Raw genomic sequence first — 16,997 nt, 5'->3', positions numbered from 1 at the left:
TACAAAGTTATAATCTTTTTTCATTTTTAATTGGAGGTGGACATATGCAATCCATTAAAAATAATGAGGTTTTACGTTTTATAGGTTTTACGTTATTTTACTTCATCATTTTAACGCTCTTGTTTCTTATCCATGGCTTCCATGATATGAACGCAGGACCATTTATATATACGGAATTTTAAGAAAAGGAGATATAAACTATGTTAAGTATTTTAGAGGCTATTCAAAAAGTGGCACAACAGCATCCACATCGAACTGCATATCAAACCAATAATGATTCCTTAACGTATGGTGAGCTTTGGCATCTTTCTGATTGTGTAGCGCAATATTTAATGGCTCTTGATTTAAAAAGACAACAACCTATCGTCGTCTACGGGCATATGTCCCCTTTACAAATCGTTGCCTTTTTAGGAGCTGTAAAGGCAGGTCATCCATATGTACCGGTTGACTCTTCTACTCCGTCTGAAAGATTACAAATTATAATAGAAGCTTCTCAGGCTTGTTTATTACTAAAAACTGAAGCATTAAACACGAATCAATCAGTTCCTGTAGTGGAAGTAAGTGATTTAGTGGCTCAAGCTACTAGCATTTCGACAGAGCCTTCCACTTGGGTTAAGGATCAAGAAATTCACTATATTATTTACACATCTGGTTCTACTGGTAAGCCAAAAGGTGTTCAAATTACAGCTGATAATTTAGCACATTTTGTTGATTGGATGCATAAGCATTTCCCTTTACAGGAATCTGGCGTGTTTCTAAATCAAGCACCTTATTCCTTTGATTTATCGGTAATGGATTTATATCCTGCACTCGTTAGTGGGCAAACTCTTTACGCTATTACACAGGAGCAGATTGCTAATCCAAAAGCGTTATTTGAGTCATTAGCTTCATCTGATATTCGCGTTTGGACTTCTACACCTTCCTTTGCGAAAATCTGCTTAATGAACAAAGAATGGGATCAGGCGTTAATGCCTTCTTTAAATACGTTTTTATTCTGCGGAGAGGTTTTACCAGTATCTGTATCGAAAGAATTAATGCAGCGCTTCCCACAAGCTTCTATTTTTAATTTATACGGTCCTACAGAAACAACGGTTGCCGTATCTTATGTGGAAGTAACAAAGGAGCTTCTAGAGCAATTTGACCAATTACCAATCGCTCCTCTATCTGAGCCTAATCTATCCTTGCAAGAAGATGGCGAGATTATTATTTCTGGACCGACTGTAAGTGCAGGTTATCTTGGGGCACCTGATTTAACACTTAAAGCGTTTCCTACAATAGGGGATCAACGTATTTATAAAACTGGGGACGTTGGTTATGAAAAAGATGGCTATCTGTTCTTTTCTGGGCGAAAAGATTTCCAGGTGAAACTACACGGTTATCGTTTAGAAATCGAGGAAATTGAAAAGCAAATCGGCAATCTTCCAGCTGTAGCTAGCTGTGTTGTTATACCTATTTCAAAAGATGATGAAATTGTTTCACTAAGTGCGTATGTTGTTCTGCGAGAACCATTAACAGACTCTGCCTTCAAAATGACGAAGCAGCTTAAAGCTTTGTTAGCGGAGTATTTACCATCTTATATGATTCCGAAAACGTTCAAATACATTGACACTTTACCTTTAAATACTAACGGTAAAGTTGATCGTAAAGGATTGGCGGTTATGGAAACAGTATGACGGCTTATGGAAATATATTTTTCTTCATCATCATTGGTATTTTATTATTACCAACCATTATTTTAGGACTACGAGGGAAATCAGCTAAACGCTATAATATTTTTATTTCAATTATCGTATTAGCTCTTATTTTTGGTAACTCCCTTAATGGCTCAATTTCTCTTATACTATTTACAGTATTTCAGTTACTATTAATTGTCGGTTACCAAAAATATCGCTTACAGAAGAATAGCACGACCGTATTCGTAATTGCTGTACTGCTGTCTATTTTGCCACTTGTACTTGTGAAGGTTCTGCCTATGCTTGGCCTTAATAATTTATTTGGATTTTTAGGGGTATCCTATATTACCTTTAAATCGGTACAAATGATTTTAGAAACTCGTGATGGCTTAATTAAGGATAAAATTTCAGTAGTTGAGCTTGCTTATTTCTTACTGTTCTTCCCTACAATCACTTCGGGACCTATTGATCGTTGGCGACGCTTTCATAAAGATTTGCATACAGTGCCATCTAGTCAAGATTATCAAAAGCTGCTGTTAAGTGGGATTAATTGTATATTTTTAGGCTTTTTATATAAATTTATTTTGGCTTATTTAATATACAATTACACACTTATTTATTTACCAAATCAAACGTATAACTATTTGACACCTTTTCAAGGGCAAATAGCGTATATGTATATGTATAGTTTTTATCTATTTTTCGATTTTGCAGGTTATAGTGCTTTTGCAGTTGGTGTCAGTCGCATTATGGGTGTTCAAACACCAATTAACTTTAACCGTCCATTCTCGAGTCGTAATATTAAAGACTTCTGGAACCGTTGGCATATGAGTCTTTCATTCTGGTTCAGGGATTATGTTTATATGCGCTTCGTACTTTGGATGACGAAGAAAAAATGGATTAAAAATAAATATACAGTTTCTTATCTTGGCTTCTTTTTACTGTTCTTTTTAATGGGTATTTGGCACGGATTAGAATTGCACTTTGTTGTCTACGGTCTCTACCATGCCTTGTTAATTATCTGCTTCGATAAATTTGAACGCTGGAATAAAAAGCGCAAGATTTGGCCAAAAAATAAATGGACGCATGCAATCGGCGTATTTATTACGTTTAATGCCATTTGCTTTGGTTTCTATATTTTTTCAGGAACATTATTTTAATTAACGGCTCTGTTCATACTTTTATGAATAACGCAGCCTAAACTAAAGGAGATTTATAATATGGATAAACAACAAGTTTTAGAAATGCTAGTAGATTTATGCGAGGACGATATCATTTTAGAAAATCCGGATATCGATTTATTTGAAGAAGGACTTCTTGATTCATTCGGTACAATTAATTTATTAGTGGAAATTGAAAGTCGCTTTAATATCTCAGTGCCAATTACTGATTTCAACCGTGAGGAATGGAACACGCCAAATCGTATTGCTGCGGAATTAGCTGAAAGACAATGATTAAGAAAGGCTTTTTATCATTATTAATTGCTTTTGCTCTTTTTGCTGCCTTACTATTCTTCCCTAATTCCTGGATAAAAGCTTGGATTTCAGATGAAGATGTAGAGCAAGCAAAGACTAGTATGTCTCCGTTAGTGTTCCAAGGGATGTATTTCCAAGAGCGAATGTTGCAGGAGCCTAATACTATGCCTTTATATGGCTCCTCAGAATTAAATCGTTTTGATCCGTTCCACCCTTATAACTATACGCGTGCTACAAATGCTCCATATACGACATTTATGGTCGGGCGTGGTGGAATGCAGTCTATTACACACTTTTTAAATTTTGCTGCACAGGAAAAGAATTTAAAGGATAAGAAAATTGTTTTCATCATTTCCCCTCAATGGTTTACGAAAAAGGGCATGAATGAATTACATTTCTCTCCTAACTATTCGATGTTGCATGCTTATGATTTAGCCTACAATAAGGACATTGACGAAGATCTTCGAAATCGAGGAATGAAACGCCTGCTTGAATTTGATACTGTCAACCGCGATGACCTACTAAGAACAATTTATGAATATAAATTATCTGATGGTAAGAAAAAACCAATCATCGGGCGACTTGCAATATTAGCTGGCCATTTCCAAAAGGCACTTTTAGAGAAAAAAGATTTGTATTACTCGCTCTTCCCTCGAGAGGGGAGTAAGTTAAAGAACAATGATAAACTAGTTGTGAACCAAACATTTGAGCAACAACTACAAAATGCCGAAAAATATGGCGAAAAACGTGTTTCCAATGATTTAATGATTGAAAACAAGTTTTATAAGCGACTTAAAAATTCTAATCTTGATAGGTTTAAAGGATTCCGAAAAAACGAAGATTATACGTCTTCACCTGAATATGAGGATTTACAGCTTGTCATTGATATTTTAAAAGATGCTGGTGCAAAGCCTCTATTCGTTTCTATTCCAGTAAATGGTCATTGGTATGACTACACTGAATATCCTGCGGATCGCCGTGAAAAATATTACGCAAAAATGAACCAAATATTGACTGATAATGATGTTCCATTTGTTGATTTCTCTAGCCATGACTATGATCCTTATTTCATTATGGATACGATTCATATTGCATGGAAGGGCTGGGTCTATTTAGATCAAGAGCTAGACAAATATTGGGCACAGAAATAAATCATTTAACGAAAGAAGAGACAGTCTAAAGTGTTACGCACTAAAGACTGTCTCTTTTTTATGTAGATTATCTTTGAGGGCATTAGCGTCACAGATGAGACCCTGGAACAACTAGAGGAACGAAGGCTAAAACTATCACGTTCTGTGATAACGCCTTCGTAACCCCAGGAAGTAGCGTTTTTAGACTGAGTTTCTAGATTTCAGCAGATGTTTGATGCCAACTGGAATATCGTCTTAAACGCCCATTCATTTAACCACCTCTAAAGGCAGAGAATTCTCACCTGTCGCTCATTTACTAACAGAAGTTAAATGAAAAAAGTCTAAGTTCTTCAGCATCATTGGAAAGTTGGACTAATCTTTCAAACTTCAAGCCTATTTTTTCTAGTAACTTAGCTGAAGCCTCATTATCTTGGGTTGTAATAGCTACAATACGATTTAACCCTAATATATCTATACCATATGCCAACATTGCTGAGGCCGCTTCATAGGCGTATCCTTTTCCCCAATACTTAGGCAGAAAAGCGAACCCAATATCCACATCTTCTAGCGACTCCCTTTTAGCAAAACCACAAAGTCCAAGGGGGATTTGATCGTCCTTTCTTTCAACTAAATAAAAACAAAAGCCAAATTGCTCATACATGCGAAGTGGTCCATTTACTATATATTCACATGCCTCCTCCACCGTTTTCACACCGCGATCACCAATGAACTGCAACCATGAAGGATCATTCATTAACGCTAGGATAAAATCGGCATCATCTGTTGTTTGTAGGCGAAGGGTAAGTCGTTCTGTTTCAAAAATTTTCATCGTAATTCTCCTTTCAGTATTGTTTTCCCTATATGTAATTTATGTTTTACTAATTAAACATATAATAATGGCATAAATGCACCTGCATAGCTTTCAATAAGTGTATTTATGCCATTAAAGCAATACAGAGCACTTTTTCATCCTACCTAAGCAGTTTTCCGGGTTACCCAGGCCCTTCTCCTACCCGGGCAGTTCTTAAGGGTACTAGCGCTTTTTCTCCCTACCTTAGTAGTTCCCACGTTTCCCGATCTCTTTGCCAAAAACTACCCCTCAATTACCTAAAAAATCGCCTCAAAAGTATGTAAATACCTTTGAGGCGATACGAGTAAAGCTACTTTAGTAATAGCTTATTTTAAATTATAGAATGATTTTAAACCAAGGTACTCAGCTGTTGCACCAAGTTGATCTTCAATGCGAAGAAGTTGGTTGTATTTAGCTACGCGGTCTGTACGCGATGGAGCACCTGTTTTAATTTGACCAGCGTTTGTAGCAACTGCGATATCAGCAATTGTTGCATCTTCTGATTCACCAGAACGGTGAGAGATAACTGCTGTGTAACCAGCGCGTTTTGCCATTTCGATCGCTTCGAATGTTTCTGTTAACGTACCGATTTGGTTTACTTTAATAAGGATTGCATTACCAACACCTTGTTCTATACCAGCAGCTAGTTTTTGCGTATTTGTTACGAATAAATCGTCACCTACTAATTGTACGCGAGCACCGATACGATCTGTTAATAATTTGTGTCCAGCCCAGTCATTTTCGTCTAAGCCATCTTCAATTGAGATGATTGGGTATTTGTTTGTTAGCTCTTCATACCAGTCAACCATTTCTTCAGAAGTTTTAACAACACCTTCACCGTCTAAGTGATATTTGCCATCTTCTTTATTGAATAATTCAGATGAAGCAACGTCCATTGCAAGTTTTACTTCTTCACCTGGTTTATAGCCAGCTTTTTCGATTGCTTCTAAAATTACAGTAATGGCTTCTTCGTTCGAACCAAGGTTTGGTGCGAAACCACCTTCGTCACCTACAGCTGTATTATAGCCTTTAGCTTTAAGTACTGCTTTTAAGCTGTGGAAGATTTCAGCACCCATACGTAATGCATGACGGAATGATTCTGCTCCTACAGGCATTACCATGAATTCTTGAATGTCTACGTTGTTATCAGCGTGAGCGCCACCATTTATGATGTTCATCATTGGTACTGGTAGTTGTTTTGAGTTAAACCCACCAAGATATTGATAAAGAGGTACATCTAAGTAATCTGCCGCAGCATGTGCAACTGCCATTGATACACCTAGAATGGCATTGGCACCTAGTTTACCTTTATTTTCTGTGCCATCTAATTCGATTAAAGCTTTGTCGATGACTACTTGATCAAGAACTGAGTAATTACCTTCTAGCTCTTGAGCAATAATTGTGTTTACATTTTCAACTGCTTTTAATACACCTTTGCCTAGGTAACGAGATTTGTCACCGTCGCGTAATTCTACTGCCTCATATTCACCTGTAGATGCACCTGATGGTACGATTGAGCGTCCAAAAGCACCTGATTCTGTAAATACTTCAACTTCTACCGTTGGATTCCCACGTGAGTCTAAAACTTCGCGCGCATAAATTTGTGTAATAAATGGCATAATTAATTCTCCTCTTTTTCAATTAATGATTGACCTGTCATTTCAGAAGGTTGTGACACCTCTAATAATTCTAACATGGTTGGTGCCAAATCGGCTAAAATACCATCATTTCTTAACATTAAATTTGCTTTTGTCACAATTACTGGAACAGGGTTTGTTGTATGAGCTGTCATTGGAGCCCCTTCTAAAGTAAGAACTTCATCAGAGTTACCATGGTCAGCTGTAATAATAGCTGCGCCACCTTTTGCAAGGAGTGCATCTACTACTTTACCAAGACATTCATCGACTGCTTCAATGGCCTTGATGGTTGGCTCTAACATTCCGCTATGCCCAACCATATCAGGGTTAGCGAAATTAAGAATGATGCCATCAAATTTATCGGCCGCAATCTCTGCAAGTAATGCTTCTGTTACTTCATAAGCACTCATTTCAGGTTTTAAATCGTATGTTGCAACTTTTGGAGATGCGATTAAAATACGCTCTTCCCCTTCAAATTTCTCCTCACGACCACCACTCATAAAGAATGTAACATGCGGATACTTTTCTGTTTCTGCAATACGAAGCTGTGTTTTGCCATTAGAGGCTAACACTTCACCAATCGTATTTTTCAAGTTATCGTTTTCATACGCAACTTGGGCGTGTACTTCATCACTGTAGTGTGTGAATGATACAAATTTTAAATTCTTTGGATGCTTATTTGATAAAGCAAAGCCATCAAATTCATTATTTGTAAACACTTTAGACAGTTGAATTGCACGGTCAGGGCGGAAGTTAAAGAAAATAACAGCGTCATTATCGTCAATTGTTGCCACGGCTTCCCCATGCTCTTGAACGCTAAATGGAATAACAAACTCATCTGTTACATCGCGCTCATACGATGCAGCTACGCCACTTGCTGCGCTGTCAGCTGTTTGACCAACACCATCTACTAACACATTATACGTTAGGGCTACACGATCCCAGCGTTTATCACGATCCATTGCATAATAACGACCATGAATAGAAGCGAATTGACCTACGCCAATGTCCTTCATTTGTTGTTCAGTTTCTTCAATATAGCCTAAAGCTGTTGATGGTCCAACATCACGACCGTCTAAGAAACCATGTACAAAGACTTTGTCTAAGCCTTGTTGTTTTGCGAGCTTTAATAGTGCAAACATATGCTCATAATGGCTATGTACGCCACCATCTGACAGTAAGCCCATAATATGAAGCTTAGATTGATGAGCTTTAGCATGTGCTATGGCGTCCAAAAATGCTTGATTCGTAAAGAAATCTCCCTCACGAATTGATTTGTTTAAGCGCGTTAAGCTTTGGTAGACAATACGTCCAGCACCTATATTTAGGTGTCCAACTTCAGAGTTCCCCATTTGACCTTCAGGTAACCCCACCGCTTCACCAGCTGCAGTTAATGTTGAATGCGGGAACTCATTCCAAAAACGATCGAAGTTAGGTTTGTTTGCTTGAGCTACTGCATTTCCGAAAGTTTCGTCGCGAAATGCAAAGCCATCTAGAATAATTAATGCTACTGGCTTTTTAGGCATTTGCTGCCGCCTCCAATAATTTCAAATATGATTCTGGTTGTAAACTTGCTCCACCAACTAAAGCGCCATCGATATGCTCTTTCGATAATAATTCCTGAATGTTCTCAGGCTTTACGCTACCACCGTATTGAATTCGAATTGCATTGGCCGTTTCAGCATTATATAATTCCTTCACTACTGCACGAATTGCTCCGCATACTTGGTTAGCATCTTCTGCTGTAGCTGTTTTACCTGTACCGATTGCCCAAATAGGTTCATAGGCGATTACCATATGCTCCACTTCTTGTGCGCCAAATCCAGCAAGTGCTGCTGTAATTTGATGAGCAACCTTTTGCTCAGTAGTCCCCGCTTCACGTTCTTCAAGCGTTTCCCCACAGCAAATAATTGGTACGATATTATGCGCTAGTGCTGCAGCAACCTTTTTATTGATGGCTTCATCTGTTTCGTTATAATATTCACGTCGTTCAGAGTGTCCTAAAATAACATAGTCTACTTCCACACTTGCTAGCTGAGCTGGACTAATTTCTCCAGTAAATGCACCTTCGTTTTCAAAATGCATCGTTTGTGCACCAATTGCTAGCTCAGATTCACTAGCAACTTGCACAAGCGTAGGTAGGTAAAGTGCTGGTGCACAAACAACAGCGTCTACTTTATCATTTGAAGGGAGTTTGTCCTGTACCGCATCAACAAACTGAATTGCCTCTTCAAATGTTTTATACATTTTCCAGTTACCTGCAATAATTGGTTTACGCATCATTCTTGCCTCCTATGTTTTTATTCCGTTTTATTTATCGTTTAATGCCACAATTCCAGGAAGCTCTTTCCCTTCCATTAATTCAAGTGATGCACCACCACCTGTAGAAATATGGTCCATTTTATCGGCAACTTCAAACTTTTCTACTGCCGCTGCAGAATCCCCGCCACCGATGACAGTATAACCAGTTGTTGTCGCCATAGCGTTAGCTACAGTTTTTGTACCATTCGCGAATTTATCCATTTCAAAAACACCCATTGGTCCATTCCAAATGATTAATTTAGAATCTTTAATAACTTCTGCATATTTAGCAGCTGTTTTCGGACCAATATCTAAGCCCATCCAGTCTGCTGGAATAGCGTCTACATCTACAATTTGTGTTTCAGCATCTTTTGAAAATTCGTTTGCGACTACGGCATCGATTGGCATATGTAATTGCACGCCTTTTGCCTTTGCTTTTTCAATAAAGGATTTTGCTAAATCGATTTTATCTTCTTCTAATAAAGATTTACCGATATCATAGCCTTGCGCTTTAATAAATGTGAATGATAAGCCACCACCAATAATGAGATGGTCTACTTTTTCTAATAAGCTTTCAATCACACCAATTTTGTCTTTAACTTTGGCACCACCGATAATGGCTGTAAATGGACGCTCTGGGTTAGATAATGCTTTTCCTAGCACATCTAATTCCTTTTGCATAAGGTAACCAGATACTGCTGGTACATACTTAGCAATTCCTTCAGTTGACGCGTGTGCACGGTGAGCTGCACCGAACGCATCATTGACATAAACGTCTGCTAATTTTGCAAATTGCTCTGCTAATGCTGGATCATTTTTCTCTTCGCCAGCGTGGAAGCGAACATTTTCAAGAAGAATAATGTCACCATTTTGCATATTTGCAACAGCTTCTTCTACCTCTTGACCAATTGACTCATCTAATTTAGTAACAGGTTTATCCATTATTTCAGCTAAACGGACACCTACTGCAGTTAGGCGCATATCCTCTTTCACTTCACCCTTTGGACGTCCTAAGTGAGAAGCTAAAATTACTTTGGCACCTTGTTCCACTAAATATTCAATTGTAGGAATTGCTGCTCGAATACGTGTTTCGTCAGTAATTGCACCCTCTGCCATCGGTACATTAAAATCAACACGTACAAATACGCGCTTACCTTTTACATCAATATCTTTCATCGTCTTCTTATTTAACATGAAGAAACCCCCTTCAAAGTTTTTAGTCATGAATTACCTGGATTCACCCATCTTGGCTCCTCACATCATTCACTTAACAGTATTAGATAAAAATAGTTGATCCATCATCACAGAGGATTAATTTTGTTAAATAAGCCTTTTTAAAAAAGCGCCTTGGAACGGAAATCAACCCACGTTATGGTGAAGTACCCTTTTACTTGCTTTTATAGTAGCAAAAGTCACGTTCTATGTCTTGCAATTACATAACTAGTCACGTGTCTGCCTTATATTTCGTATAAAAAAGGAGTAAGGGTAAATTCCCTTACTCCCATTACCCTTGTATATTATATCTTTAAGATATTATAAAGGCTATACTTTTTGTGCGCAAAAAGCGGTATTATGTCACACTTTTTACTTTAGTTATCGAATTATGTCACTTATTTAGTGTTTAATCCTTTTTCTGCGATATATAAAGCTAAGTCCATTAAACGAGTAGAGTAACCAATTTCGTTATCATACCATGCTAGAACTTTTACCATACTATTTTCTAATACCATTGTAGAAAGACCATCTACAGTTGAAGAGTTATGGTTACCATTGTAGTCAATTGAAACTAATGGTAGTTCGTTGTAGCCTAAAATACCTTTAAGCTCATTTTCTGAAGCTTCTTTTAATGCAGCATTAATAGTTTCTTTCGTTACTTCTGCTTTTAGCTCCACTACTAAGTCAACACATGAAACGTTCGGTGTTGGTACACGCATAGAGAAGCCATCTAATTTACCTTTTAATTGAGGTAATACTTTAGAAACCGCTACTGCTGCACCTGTTGTTGTTGGAATCATTGACACTGCACCTGCACGTGCGCGACGTGGGTCAGAGTGCGGGAAGTCAAGGATACGTTGATCGTTTGTATAGGAGTGAATTGTCGTCATCATACCGCGCTCAATACCAAATTTTTCATCAAGTATTTTTGCAACTGGCGCTAGACAGTTCGTTGTACATGAAGCGTTTGAAATAACATCATCTGTTTCAGGGTTATAATCCTCATGGTTAACACCCATTACAAACGTTGGCATTTCGCCCTTAGCTGGAGCTGAAAGAATAGCTTTTTTAGCACCTGCTTGAATATGCTTACCTACTTCTTCCATTGAGCGGAATCTACCTGTACATTCAAGTACTACATCAACACCAAGTTCACCCCAAGGTAAATTTGCAGGATCTTTTTCAGCATAAACTTTAATGTTTTTTCCATTTACTACGAAAGAATCACCGTCTGCATAAACATCAGCGTCGTAGATACCGTGTACTGAATCATAAGTTAATAAGTGTGCAAGCTGACCTGCATCTGTTAGGTCATTTACAGCAACTACTTCAAATTCATCGTGCTTCATTGCTTCACGAAATACTAATCGTCCAATACGTCCAAATCCATTAATAGCTAATTTTAATGCCATTGTTAATTCCTCCAATATTGTTTAAATAATTTATTTTGCCTCGGACATTTATAATATCCACAATTGGCTCTATTCTCATTCAGAGAGTGTTGATCACTCGCTGAAATTTGAGTAATTTATAAAGAAGGTAAACCTTCAGCGATAGCTTTTGCGGCTACTTCATCTGTTATAAAAATGGTTTGCTTTGGTGCTACCTTAAAGTACGATAGCATGGCCTTCACTTTTTGTTTACCAGCAGCAACTGCAATGACTTGCTTACTTCTTTGCACTTGCTCAAACTGTATACCGATTGTTCGAATTCGATGTACAATTTCGCCTTCTGCATTGAAATAATATCCAAATGCTTCACTTACTGCACCCTTTTCTTCGAGTATCTGTAAATCTTCAGGCGATGAGTTACGGCGAACAGCCATTTCTTCTGCCGAGCCAATACCATGAATAACACAATCTGCACGATCATAATAATTCATCATTTCCGTTACCATTGGCTCTGTTAACATTGCTTGATAGGCCTGCTCACTTAAATGCTCCGGTAAAAATAATGTGCGATACTGAGCATCCATCTGCATGGCAAATGTTGAGACAAGTGTATTGGCTTGCATTTGCATTTCATGCCCAATACCTCCACGAGCAGCAACAAATGTAATGTTGTTTGTATCAGCTGGATGTAAAAATTGCGCAAGTGATGCAACCGACTTACCACCAGTAACAGCTACTATTTGACCATCAAAGGTAGTTGATATAAATTGTTGTGCTGCCTCTTTTCCAAGCAATGTTAATATCGTATCGTCCTCATTGTAATCACCTGGAACAACTATTACATGCTGTAAGCCAAAATGGTTTTTCAGTAATTTAGCTAGCTGTGTAATGCCAGACCATTCATAGACGAGTGCTCGAAGCTTATCAATCACTACTTCACCTTCGTCTGTACATACCATACCCGACTTTTGAGAATCTAATAACCCTTGCTCACGTAAAATATCCGTTTCTTTACGAATTTCTCGTTCAGTCATTTTAAGTGAATCCGCAAGTGTACGACGCCCAATTGGCTGCATAAGCTGAACTGTTTGCAAAATACGATATCTCGATTGCAGAAGCGGATACATTTCTGGAAGTAGCCTTTGCTGCGCCTCAGGTACAGATAACATATTAATCTACTCCCTTTATAATAGTTGTGGGTCACTTTTCATCCCACCACTTAAAATTATGTCCCACTTACAATTTTATTATAATACGCTTTAAAATAAAGAGCAAGTAAATGTTATGTTTTGGTATTGAAAAATAATTTAAGTATAGTGACCTAAATGTGGATGCACTAGGGATTATGAAAGTTATTTTACAGCAAGACAATGCAAAAAAAATTGATTGGGTGATGATTGGAGTGGAGGCTGGACGACTCCTTGGATTAGCAATAGAAGAGCGAAGCAACTTATCAGACGCCTCATAGAAGCTTTGCTCTGTGCAAAAACGGAGCGACAGCAACAAATGTTTTCTATGCGAAAGCAAAGCGACAGCAACAAATGTTTTCTGTGCGAAAGCAAAGCGACAGCAACAAAGCGACCAGCAGGAACGGAAATCAACCCCACGTATGGTAGTGAGTATTATTAGTTTCTATAAAAAAAAAACCCGTAGCCAAATTATCATGGCTACGAGTTTTTTGTTAGCTTATTTTGTGAAAGATAAAATTGCGTTTTTCTTAAATCCGCCTAAAGCTTTTGTTGCTTCACTTTTATTTGTGTATTCAAAAATACGAACGTCCTTTTTCTCAAATACTGTAATAACCCACATTGTAAAATCTCCCTTCAACTATATGTTTTTGTAATATAACAATCACTAAAAATGTGATACTTTTGATAAACTGTTTTATAACAATCTCTTACTGATTCTTATTCTACTCCTATTTTTAAAAAAATAAAGCCTAATGTGAAGGTCTTCACAAACTGTTCAATTTCTAAACGCTTTCATTGAACAATTTGTGAATTGTGGTTATTACCGCTAAAAATTCAAGTAAAGTAACTATCAATTTTTTCGATATAGGTCCTCGTTGCCTGTTTTGCTGCCGCTACGCTTTCGCATAGATAAATTGCCATAAGAAGTGGCGTTCTTAGCCATTCCTCTTTGGAAGCACGCTAAAAGAAGCAAAAATATTCCGCTCTTTCACCGCTACATACATAGCAGAAAAAATGCGGAATTTTTAGGATTCACTTATTGTTTTGCTTCATTAAATGAGCAATTTGCTGCTCATTTGTATGTTCGATTTCTTCTAATTTTTGAATCACTAATTGCTGTCTTTCATTAGAATGATTCTGACTTAACTTCTTCTTCCCTTCCATACTTAAGATTTTTAATTTAAAGCCCTGAACGCCTTTATTGAGATTACTTACAAGCTGCTCATCTACCCGAGTTAGGCTATATGTGCTGGTAGGATGTTCATATTTTTTAATCATGTTGTTAAAGGAGTTCATTAATTCATCATCGTGTTCCATAAGCTCGACTTCCCCATAAACATGTACTGCTACATAATTCCATGTTGGAACAGCTTGATTTGTTTCATACCATGAGGGAGATATGTAGCAATGTGGCCCATGAAATATTGCTAAAACCTTTTGGTTCTCAATATCCTTCCATTGAGGATTCCCTTTTGCAAAATGCCCAATTACATAATCTTTTGTGTCATTCAACAATAACGGAAGATGTGTAGCAAAGGGCATTCCTTCATGAGTCGAAAAGAGTGTTGCAAAACTGTTTTCCTGAATCACTGCTAGCATCTCGGAAATATCCTTCATTTTAAAAGCCGACGGTATGTACATAAGCAGATCCCCCTTTGTTATTCGCTACACAAATGCTCCATAAGTGTTGCGTAATCCAAATTGCCGTATTGTATCACTTGCCCATCTTTTTCTACTACCGGAATCATCAACATATATTTTTCATGTATGCTCTCGTCTTCTTCAATATTAATAATTTCTATTTCGAATTCTATATCTTCCTGTACAAGCTTTAATGTATGCAGTCCTTCTACACATAGTCCACAATTAGCTCGACTAAAAAACTTCACGTTCAATTACAGCACCTCCCTTAAGAGCTATTATAAAACTATTAAACAAGAGAGTGTAATGCTCCCTTCAAAACTGGCTCCTATCCCTGAGCACTGTTCTAGTTAGAAAAAACTGTGCAAGGTACTCCCTGCACAGTTTACGTTCATGTTATTTTTTTAAATGGCTATCTAAGAATTTTAGCATGGCAGTGTAGAACTCGATACGGTTTTCTTCATTATGGAAGCCATGGCCTTCATTATCTTTCAGCATGTATTCCACGTCAACGCCTCTAGCACGTAATGCTTCAACGATTTGATCGGATTCAGCCTTATTTACACGTGGATCATTTGCACCTTGAGCTACAAATAGCGGTGTTTTAATTTTATCCACATGGAAGACAGGTGAAGCGGCTGTTAATAGCTCCTTATCTTTTTCTGGATGCCCTACACGCTCATAAAGCATTTCACGCATTGTTTCCCAATATGGAGGAATTGTATTTAATAGCGTAAAGATATTCGATACACCTACGTAATCAACTGCAGCTGCATATAGATCTGGTGTATAAGTGATACCTGCTAATGTTGCATACCCTCCAAAGGATGCCCCATAAATTCCGATGCGTTTAGGGTCTGCAATGCCTTGGTCGATTGCCCACTGTACGCCATCTGTAATATCATCTTGAATTTTTAGGCCCCATTGCTTATTACCAGCCTCAAGGAATTTTTTACCATATCCAGCTGAAGAACGGAAATTCATTTGTAGTACCGCATAACCACGATTTGCTAGTAATTGCGTCTCAGGATTAAAGCCCCACATATCACGTGCCCATGGTCCACCGTGTGGATTGACGATAAGTGGCAGATTTTTAGCCTCTTTGTTTTTCGGTAAAGTTAAATAACCGTTAATCGTTAAGCCATCACGACTCTTATACGAAATTGGATGCATTTCTGCAAGCTCCTCTGGGTTTAACCAAGAGCCTAACGTTGCTAATTCTGTTATTTCATCAGTTGTTGAATCGTAGTAATAATATTTTCCGTAAACAGTGTCACTAGAAACATTAACAATGAATTTTGTCATTTCTTTGTTGTAATCATTAATGCTTAATTCACTTTCTTGAACACCTAATTTGTTTTGAATTTTACGGAATAGTTTTTCAAAGTCTTCATCAAAGAATTGATAGTGTCCTTTATCTGTTATATAGCCACCATATAATATTTTATCTTTCTCAGGACTGTATAATACACCTAGTACATCCACTTCTGAGTTGGACATAATTACTTCTTCTTTACCTTCTAAATCATATTTCACCACTTCTACTTTATCTCTTCCTTTATTAGAAGTCGCGAAAATATGTTTATTGTCTTTAGAGAAGGCAAGTGGCATTACTTCATCTCCTGCTTTCATTTCAATAAACGGTTTGAATTCATCTTTCTCTGAATCACGGTAAAGGATAGTTCCTTCTACACCATCTGAAGTAACTGCCAGACGTACATTTCCATCATGATCTGCTAACCAACTTGAAATATTACCTGGGTTTTTAGCAACATGTTTAGTTTCTCCAGTCTTCACATTCAGCTTGTACACATCAAAAGCTTTTGCATCTTCTTTATTCATCGTAATAAGGATTTCGTCTTTAACGCCCTGTAAATCACTTAATAACGCAACTGTTACATTCGGATATGGCGTTAAATCTTTTTCCTCATTACCATTAAATGTTGTGGAATAAATGTGGAAGTTTTCATCGCCACCTTTATCCTTTACATATAGTAAATTATCATCTTTCCAGAAGGATCCACCAATATCGCGATCCGTTGAACTAGATACACGTACTGGCTCACTATCATCATTCATTTTCTTTACGAACACATTTGAACGATTTTCCCATGCAGATTTATAAGTAATGTAATTTCCGTCTGGTGAAAGATGATAGCCGCCGTTTCCTGGGTTTTTCATGAAATCTTCTACGGAAATTTCTTTCACGCCTTCATTGCTTACAGCGTTTTTCACATTTTTAGCATTGTTTAAAATTTTAACCGCATCTTGTTTAGAAATTGTTTCACTAGTTGACAAACCATTAAATAAGCCAAGTTTATTTGCTTTTTCTTGATACTCAGCAAGTGTTGCTTCTTTTTCTTCTTTATTTAAAGCTCTTACTAAAATACGTGCCGCTTCATCACGTTTAATATGGACACTTAAATCTTTTAATTCCTCGCCTTTTACCCACGTATCAATGATTTGCTGACGCATTGTCTCTGATCCATGTTGG

General features: G+C 37.5%; 17 protein-coding genes. 6 read left to right on the top strand and 11 right to left on the bottom strand.

Going from position 1 to position 16,997, the window contains the following annotated elements:
• The 5 genes from PVA17_RS21955 to dltD all read left to right on the top strand — a co-directional run.
• Window positions 1-182: teichoic acid D-Ala incorporation-associated protein DltX (locus PVA17_RS21955; RefSeq protein WP_274068961.1), on the top strand; the 182-nt coding region annotated here is incomplete at its 5' end.
• An 18-nt stretch (window positions 183-200) separates the two neighbouring features.
• The gene (gene dltA / locus PVA17_RS21950; protein ID WP_274068960.1) at window positions 201-1,673 is read left to right on the top strand and encodes a D-alanine--poly(phosphoribitol) ligase subunit DltA; all 1,473 of its coding nucleotides are present in this window, start codon (window positions 201-203) and stop codon (window positions 1,671-1,673) included.
• Window positions 1,670-2,833, top strand: a complete 1,164-nt coding sequence (gene dltB, locus PVA17_RS21945; RefSeq protein WP_274068959.1) for a D-alanyl-lipoteichoic acid biosynthesis protein DltB — start codon at window positions 1,670-1,672, stop codon at window positions 2,831-2,833. Before dltA ends, dltB begins: the two co-directional genes overlap by 4 nt.
• A gap of 60 nt (window positions 2,834-2,893) precedes the next feature.
• A complete protein-coding gene (gene dltC, locus PVA17_RS21940; RefSeq protein WP_274068958.1) occupies window positions 2,894-3,127 on the top strand; it encodes a D-alanine--poly(phosphoribitol) ligase subunit 2 in 234 nt (77 codons plus the stop codon).
• Entirely contained in the window at window positions 3,124-4,299 is a 1,176-nt protein-coding gene (gene dltD / locus PVA17_RS21935) for a D-alanyl-lipoteichoic acid biosynthesis protein DltD (protein WP_132361970.1), read from the top strand. The genes dltC and dltD overlap by 4 nt, the downstream gene beginning before the upstream one ends.
• 295 nt (window positions 4,300-4,594) lie before the next feature.
• Here the strand turns inward: dltD and PVA17_RS21930 are convergent, their stop codons facing one another.
• The 7 genes from PVA17_RS21930 to PVA17_RS21900 all read right to left on the bottom strand — a co-directional run bounded on the left by PVA17_RS21930 (window position 4,595) and on the right by PVA17_RS21900 (window position 12,841).
• Window positions 4,595-5,107: a GNAT family N-acetyltransferase gene (locus tag PVA17_RS21930; RefSeq protein WP_274068957.1), complete on the bottom strand. Its 513-nt coding sequence runs from the start codon at window positions 5,105-5,107 to the stop codon at window positions 4,595-4,597.
• A gap of 347 nt (window positions 5,108-5,454) precedes the next feature.
• Entirely contained in the window at window positions 5,455-6,747 is a 1,293-nt protein-coding gene (gene eno, locus PVA17_RS21925) for a phosphopyruvate hydratase (protein ID WP_132361974.1), read from the bottom strand.
• A 2-nt stretch (window positions 6,748-6,749) separates the two neighbouring features.
• Window positions 6,750-8,291 (bottom strand): 2,3-bisphosphoglycerate-independent phosphoglycerate mutase, encoded by a 1,542-nt coding sequence (gene gpmI / locus PVA17_RS21920; RefSeq protein WP_274068956.1) that lies wholly within the window; start codon window positions 8,289-8,291, stop codon window positions 6,750-6,752.
• On the bottom strand, window positions 8,284-9,045 hold the full coding sequence (gene tpiA, locus PVA17_RS21915) for a triose-phosphate isomerase (RefSeq protein WP_248719242.1): 762 nt from the start codon (window positions 9,043-9,045) through the stop codon (window positions 8,284-8,286). The genes gpmI and tpiA overlap by 8 nt, the downstream gene beginning before the upstream one ends.
• 30 nt (window positions 9,046-9,075) lie before the next feature.
• Window positions 9,076-10,260 (bottom strand): phosphoglycerate kinase, encoded by a 1,185-nt coding sequence (locus PVA17_RS21910; RefSeq protein WP_274068955.1) that lies wholly within the window; start codon window positions 10,258-10,260, stop codon window positions 9,076-9,078.
• A gap of 416 nt (window positions 10,261-10,676) precedes the next feature.
• Complete coding sequence (gene gap, locus PVA17_RS21905; RefSeq protein ID WP_132361980.1) at window positions 10,677-11,693, bottom strand: type I glyceraldehyde-3-phosphate dehydrogenase; 1,017 nt, start codon at window positions 11,691-11,693, stop codon at window positions 10,677-10,679.
• Between the two features lie 116 nt (window positions 11,694-11,809).
• Window positions 11,810-12,841, bottom strand: a complete 1,032-nt coding sequence (locus tag PVA17_RS21900) for a sugar-binding transcriptional regulator (protein ID WP_132361982.1) — start codon at window positions 12,839-12,841, stop codon at window positions 11,810-11,812.
• A gap of 158 nt (window positions 12,842-12,999) precedes the next feature.
• Between PVA17_RS21900 and PVA17_RS21895 the strand changes: the two genes are divergently transcribed.
• Window positions 13,000-13,140 carry a hypothetical protein gene (locus PVA17_RS21895; protein WP_274068954.1) on the top strand — a complete coding sequence of 47 codons (141 nt, stop codon included), beginning with the start codon at window positions 13,000-13,002 and terminating at the stop codon, window positions 13,138-13,140.
• A gap of 218 nt (window positions 13,141-13,358) precedes the next feature.
• On the opposite strand, the gene PVA17_RS21890 is transcribed toward PVA17_RS21895, so the two are convergent.
• From PVA17_RS21890 to PVA17_RS21875, 4 genes are all read right to left on the bottom strand, one after another.
• Window positions 13,359-13,481: a hypothetical protein gene (locus PVA17_RS21890; protein ID WP_255505174.1), complete on the bottom strand. Its 123-nt coding sequence runs from the start codon at window positions 13,479-13,481 to the stop codon at window positions 13,359-13,361.
• A 413-nt stretch (window positions 13,482-13,894) separates the two neighbouring features.
• Window positions 13,895-14,503, bottom strand: a complete 609-nt coding sequence (locus PVA17_RS21885) for an FMN-binding negative transcriptional regulator (RefSeq protein ID WP_132361984.1) — start codon at window positions 14,501-14,503, stop codon at window positions 13,895-13,897.
• 17 nt (window positions 14,504-14,520) lie between these two features.
• Window positions 14,521-14,757 carry a glutaredoxin family protein gene (locus PVA17_RS21880; RefSeq protein ID WP_132361986.1) on the bottom strand — a complete coding sequence of 79 codons (237 nt, stop codon included), beginning with the start codon at window positions 14,755-14,757 and terminating at the stop codon, window positions 14,521-14,523.
• 142 nt (window positions 14,758-14,899) lie between these two features.
• On the bottom strand, window positions 14,900-16,997 hold a 2,098-nt coding region (locus PVA17_RS21875; protein WP_274068953.1), incomplete at its 5' end, for a S9 family peptidase.

It is taken from the genome of Lysinibacillus sp. CNPSo 3705 (genome assembly GCF_028674935.1).
Lineage (GTDB): Bacteria > Bacillota > Bacilli > Bacillales_A > Planococcaceae > Lysinibacillus.
The sequence above is the reverse complement of the archived record's forward strand: the minus strand, read 5'-3'. Positions and strand labels throughout refer to the sequence as shown.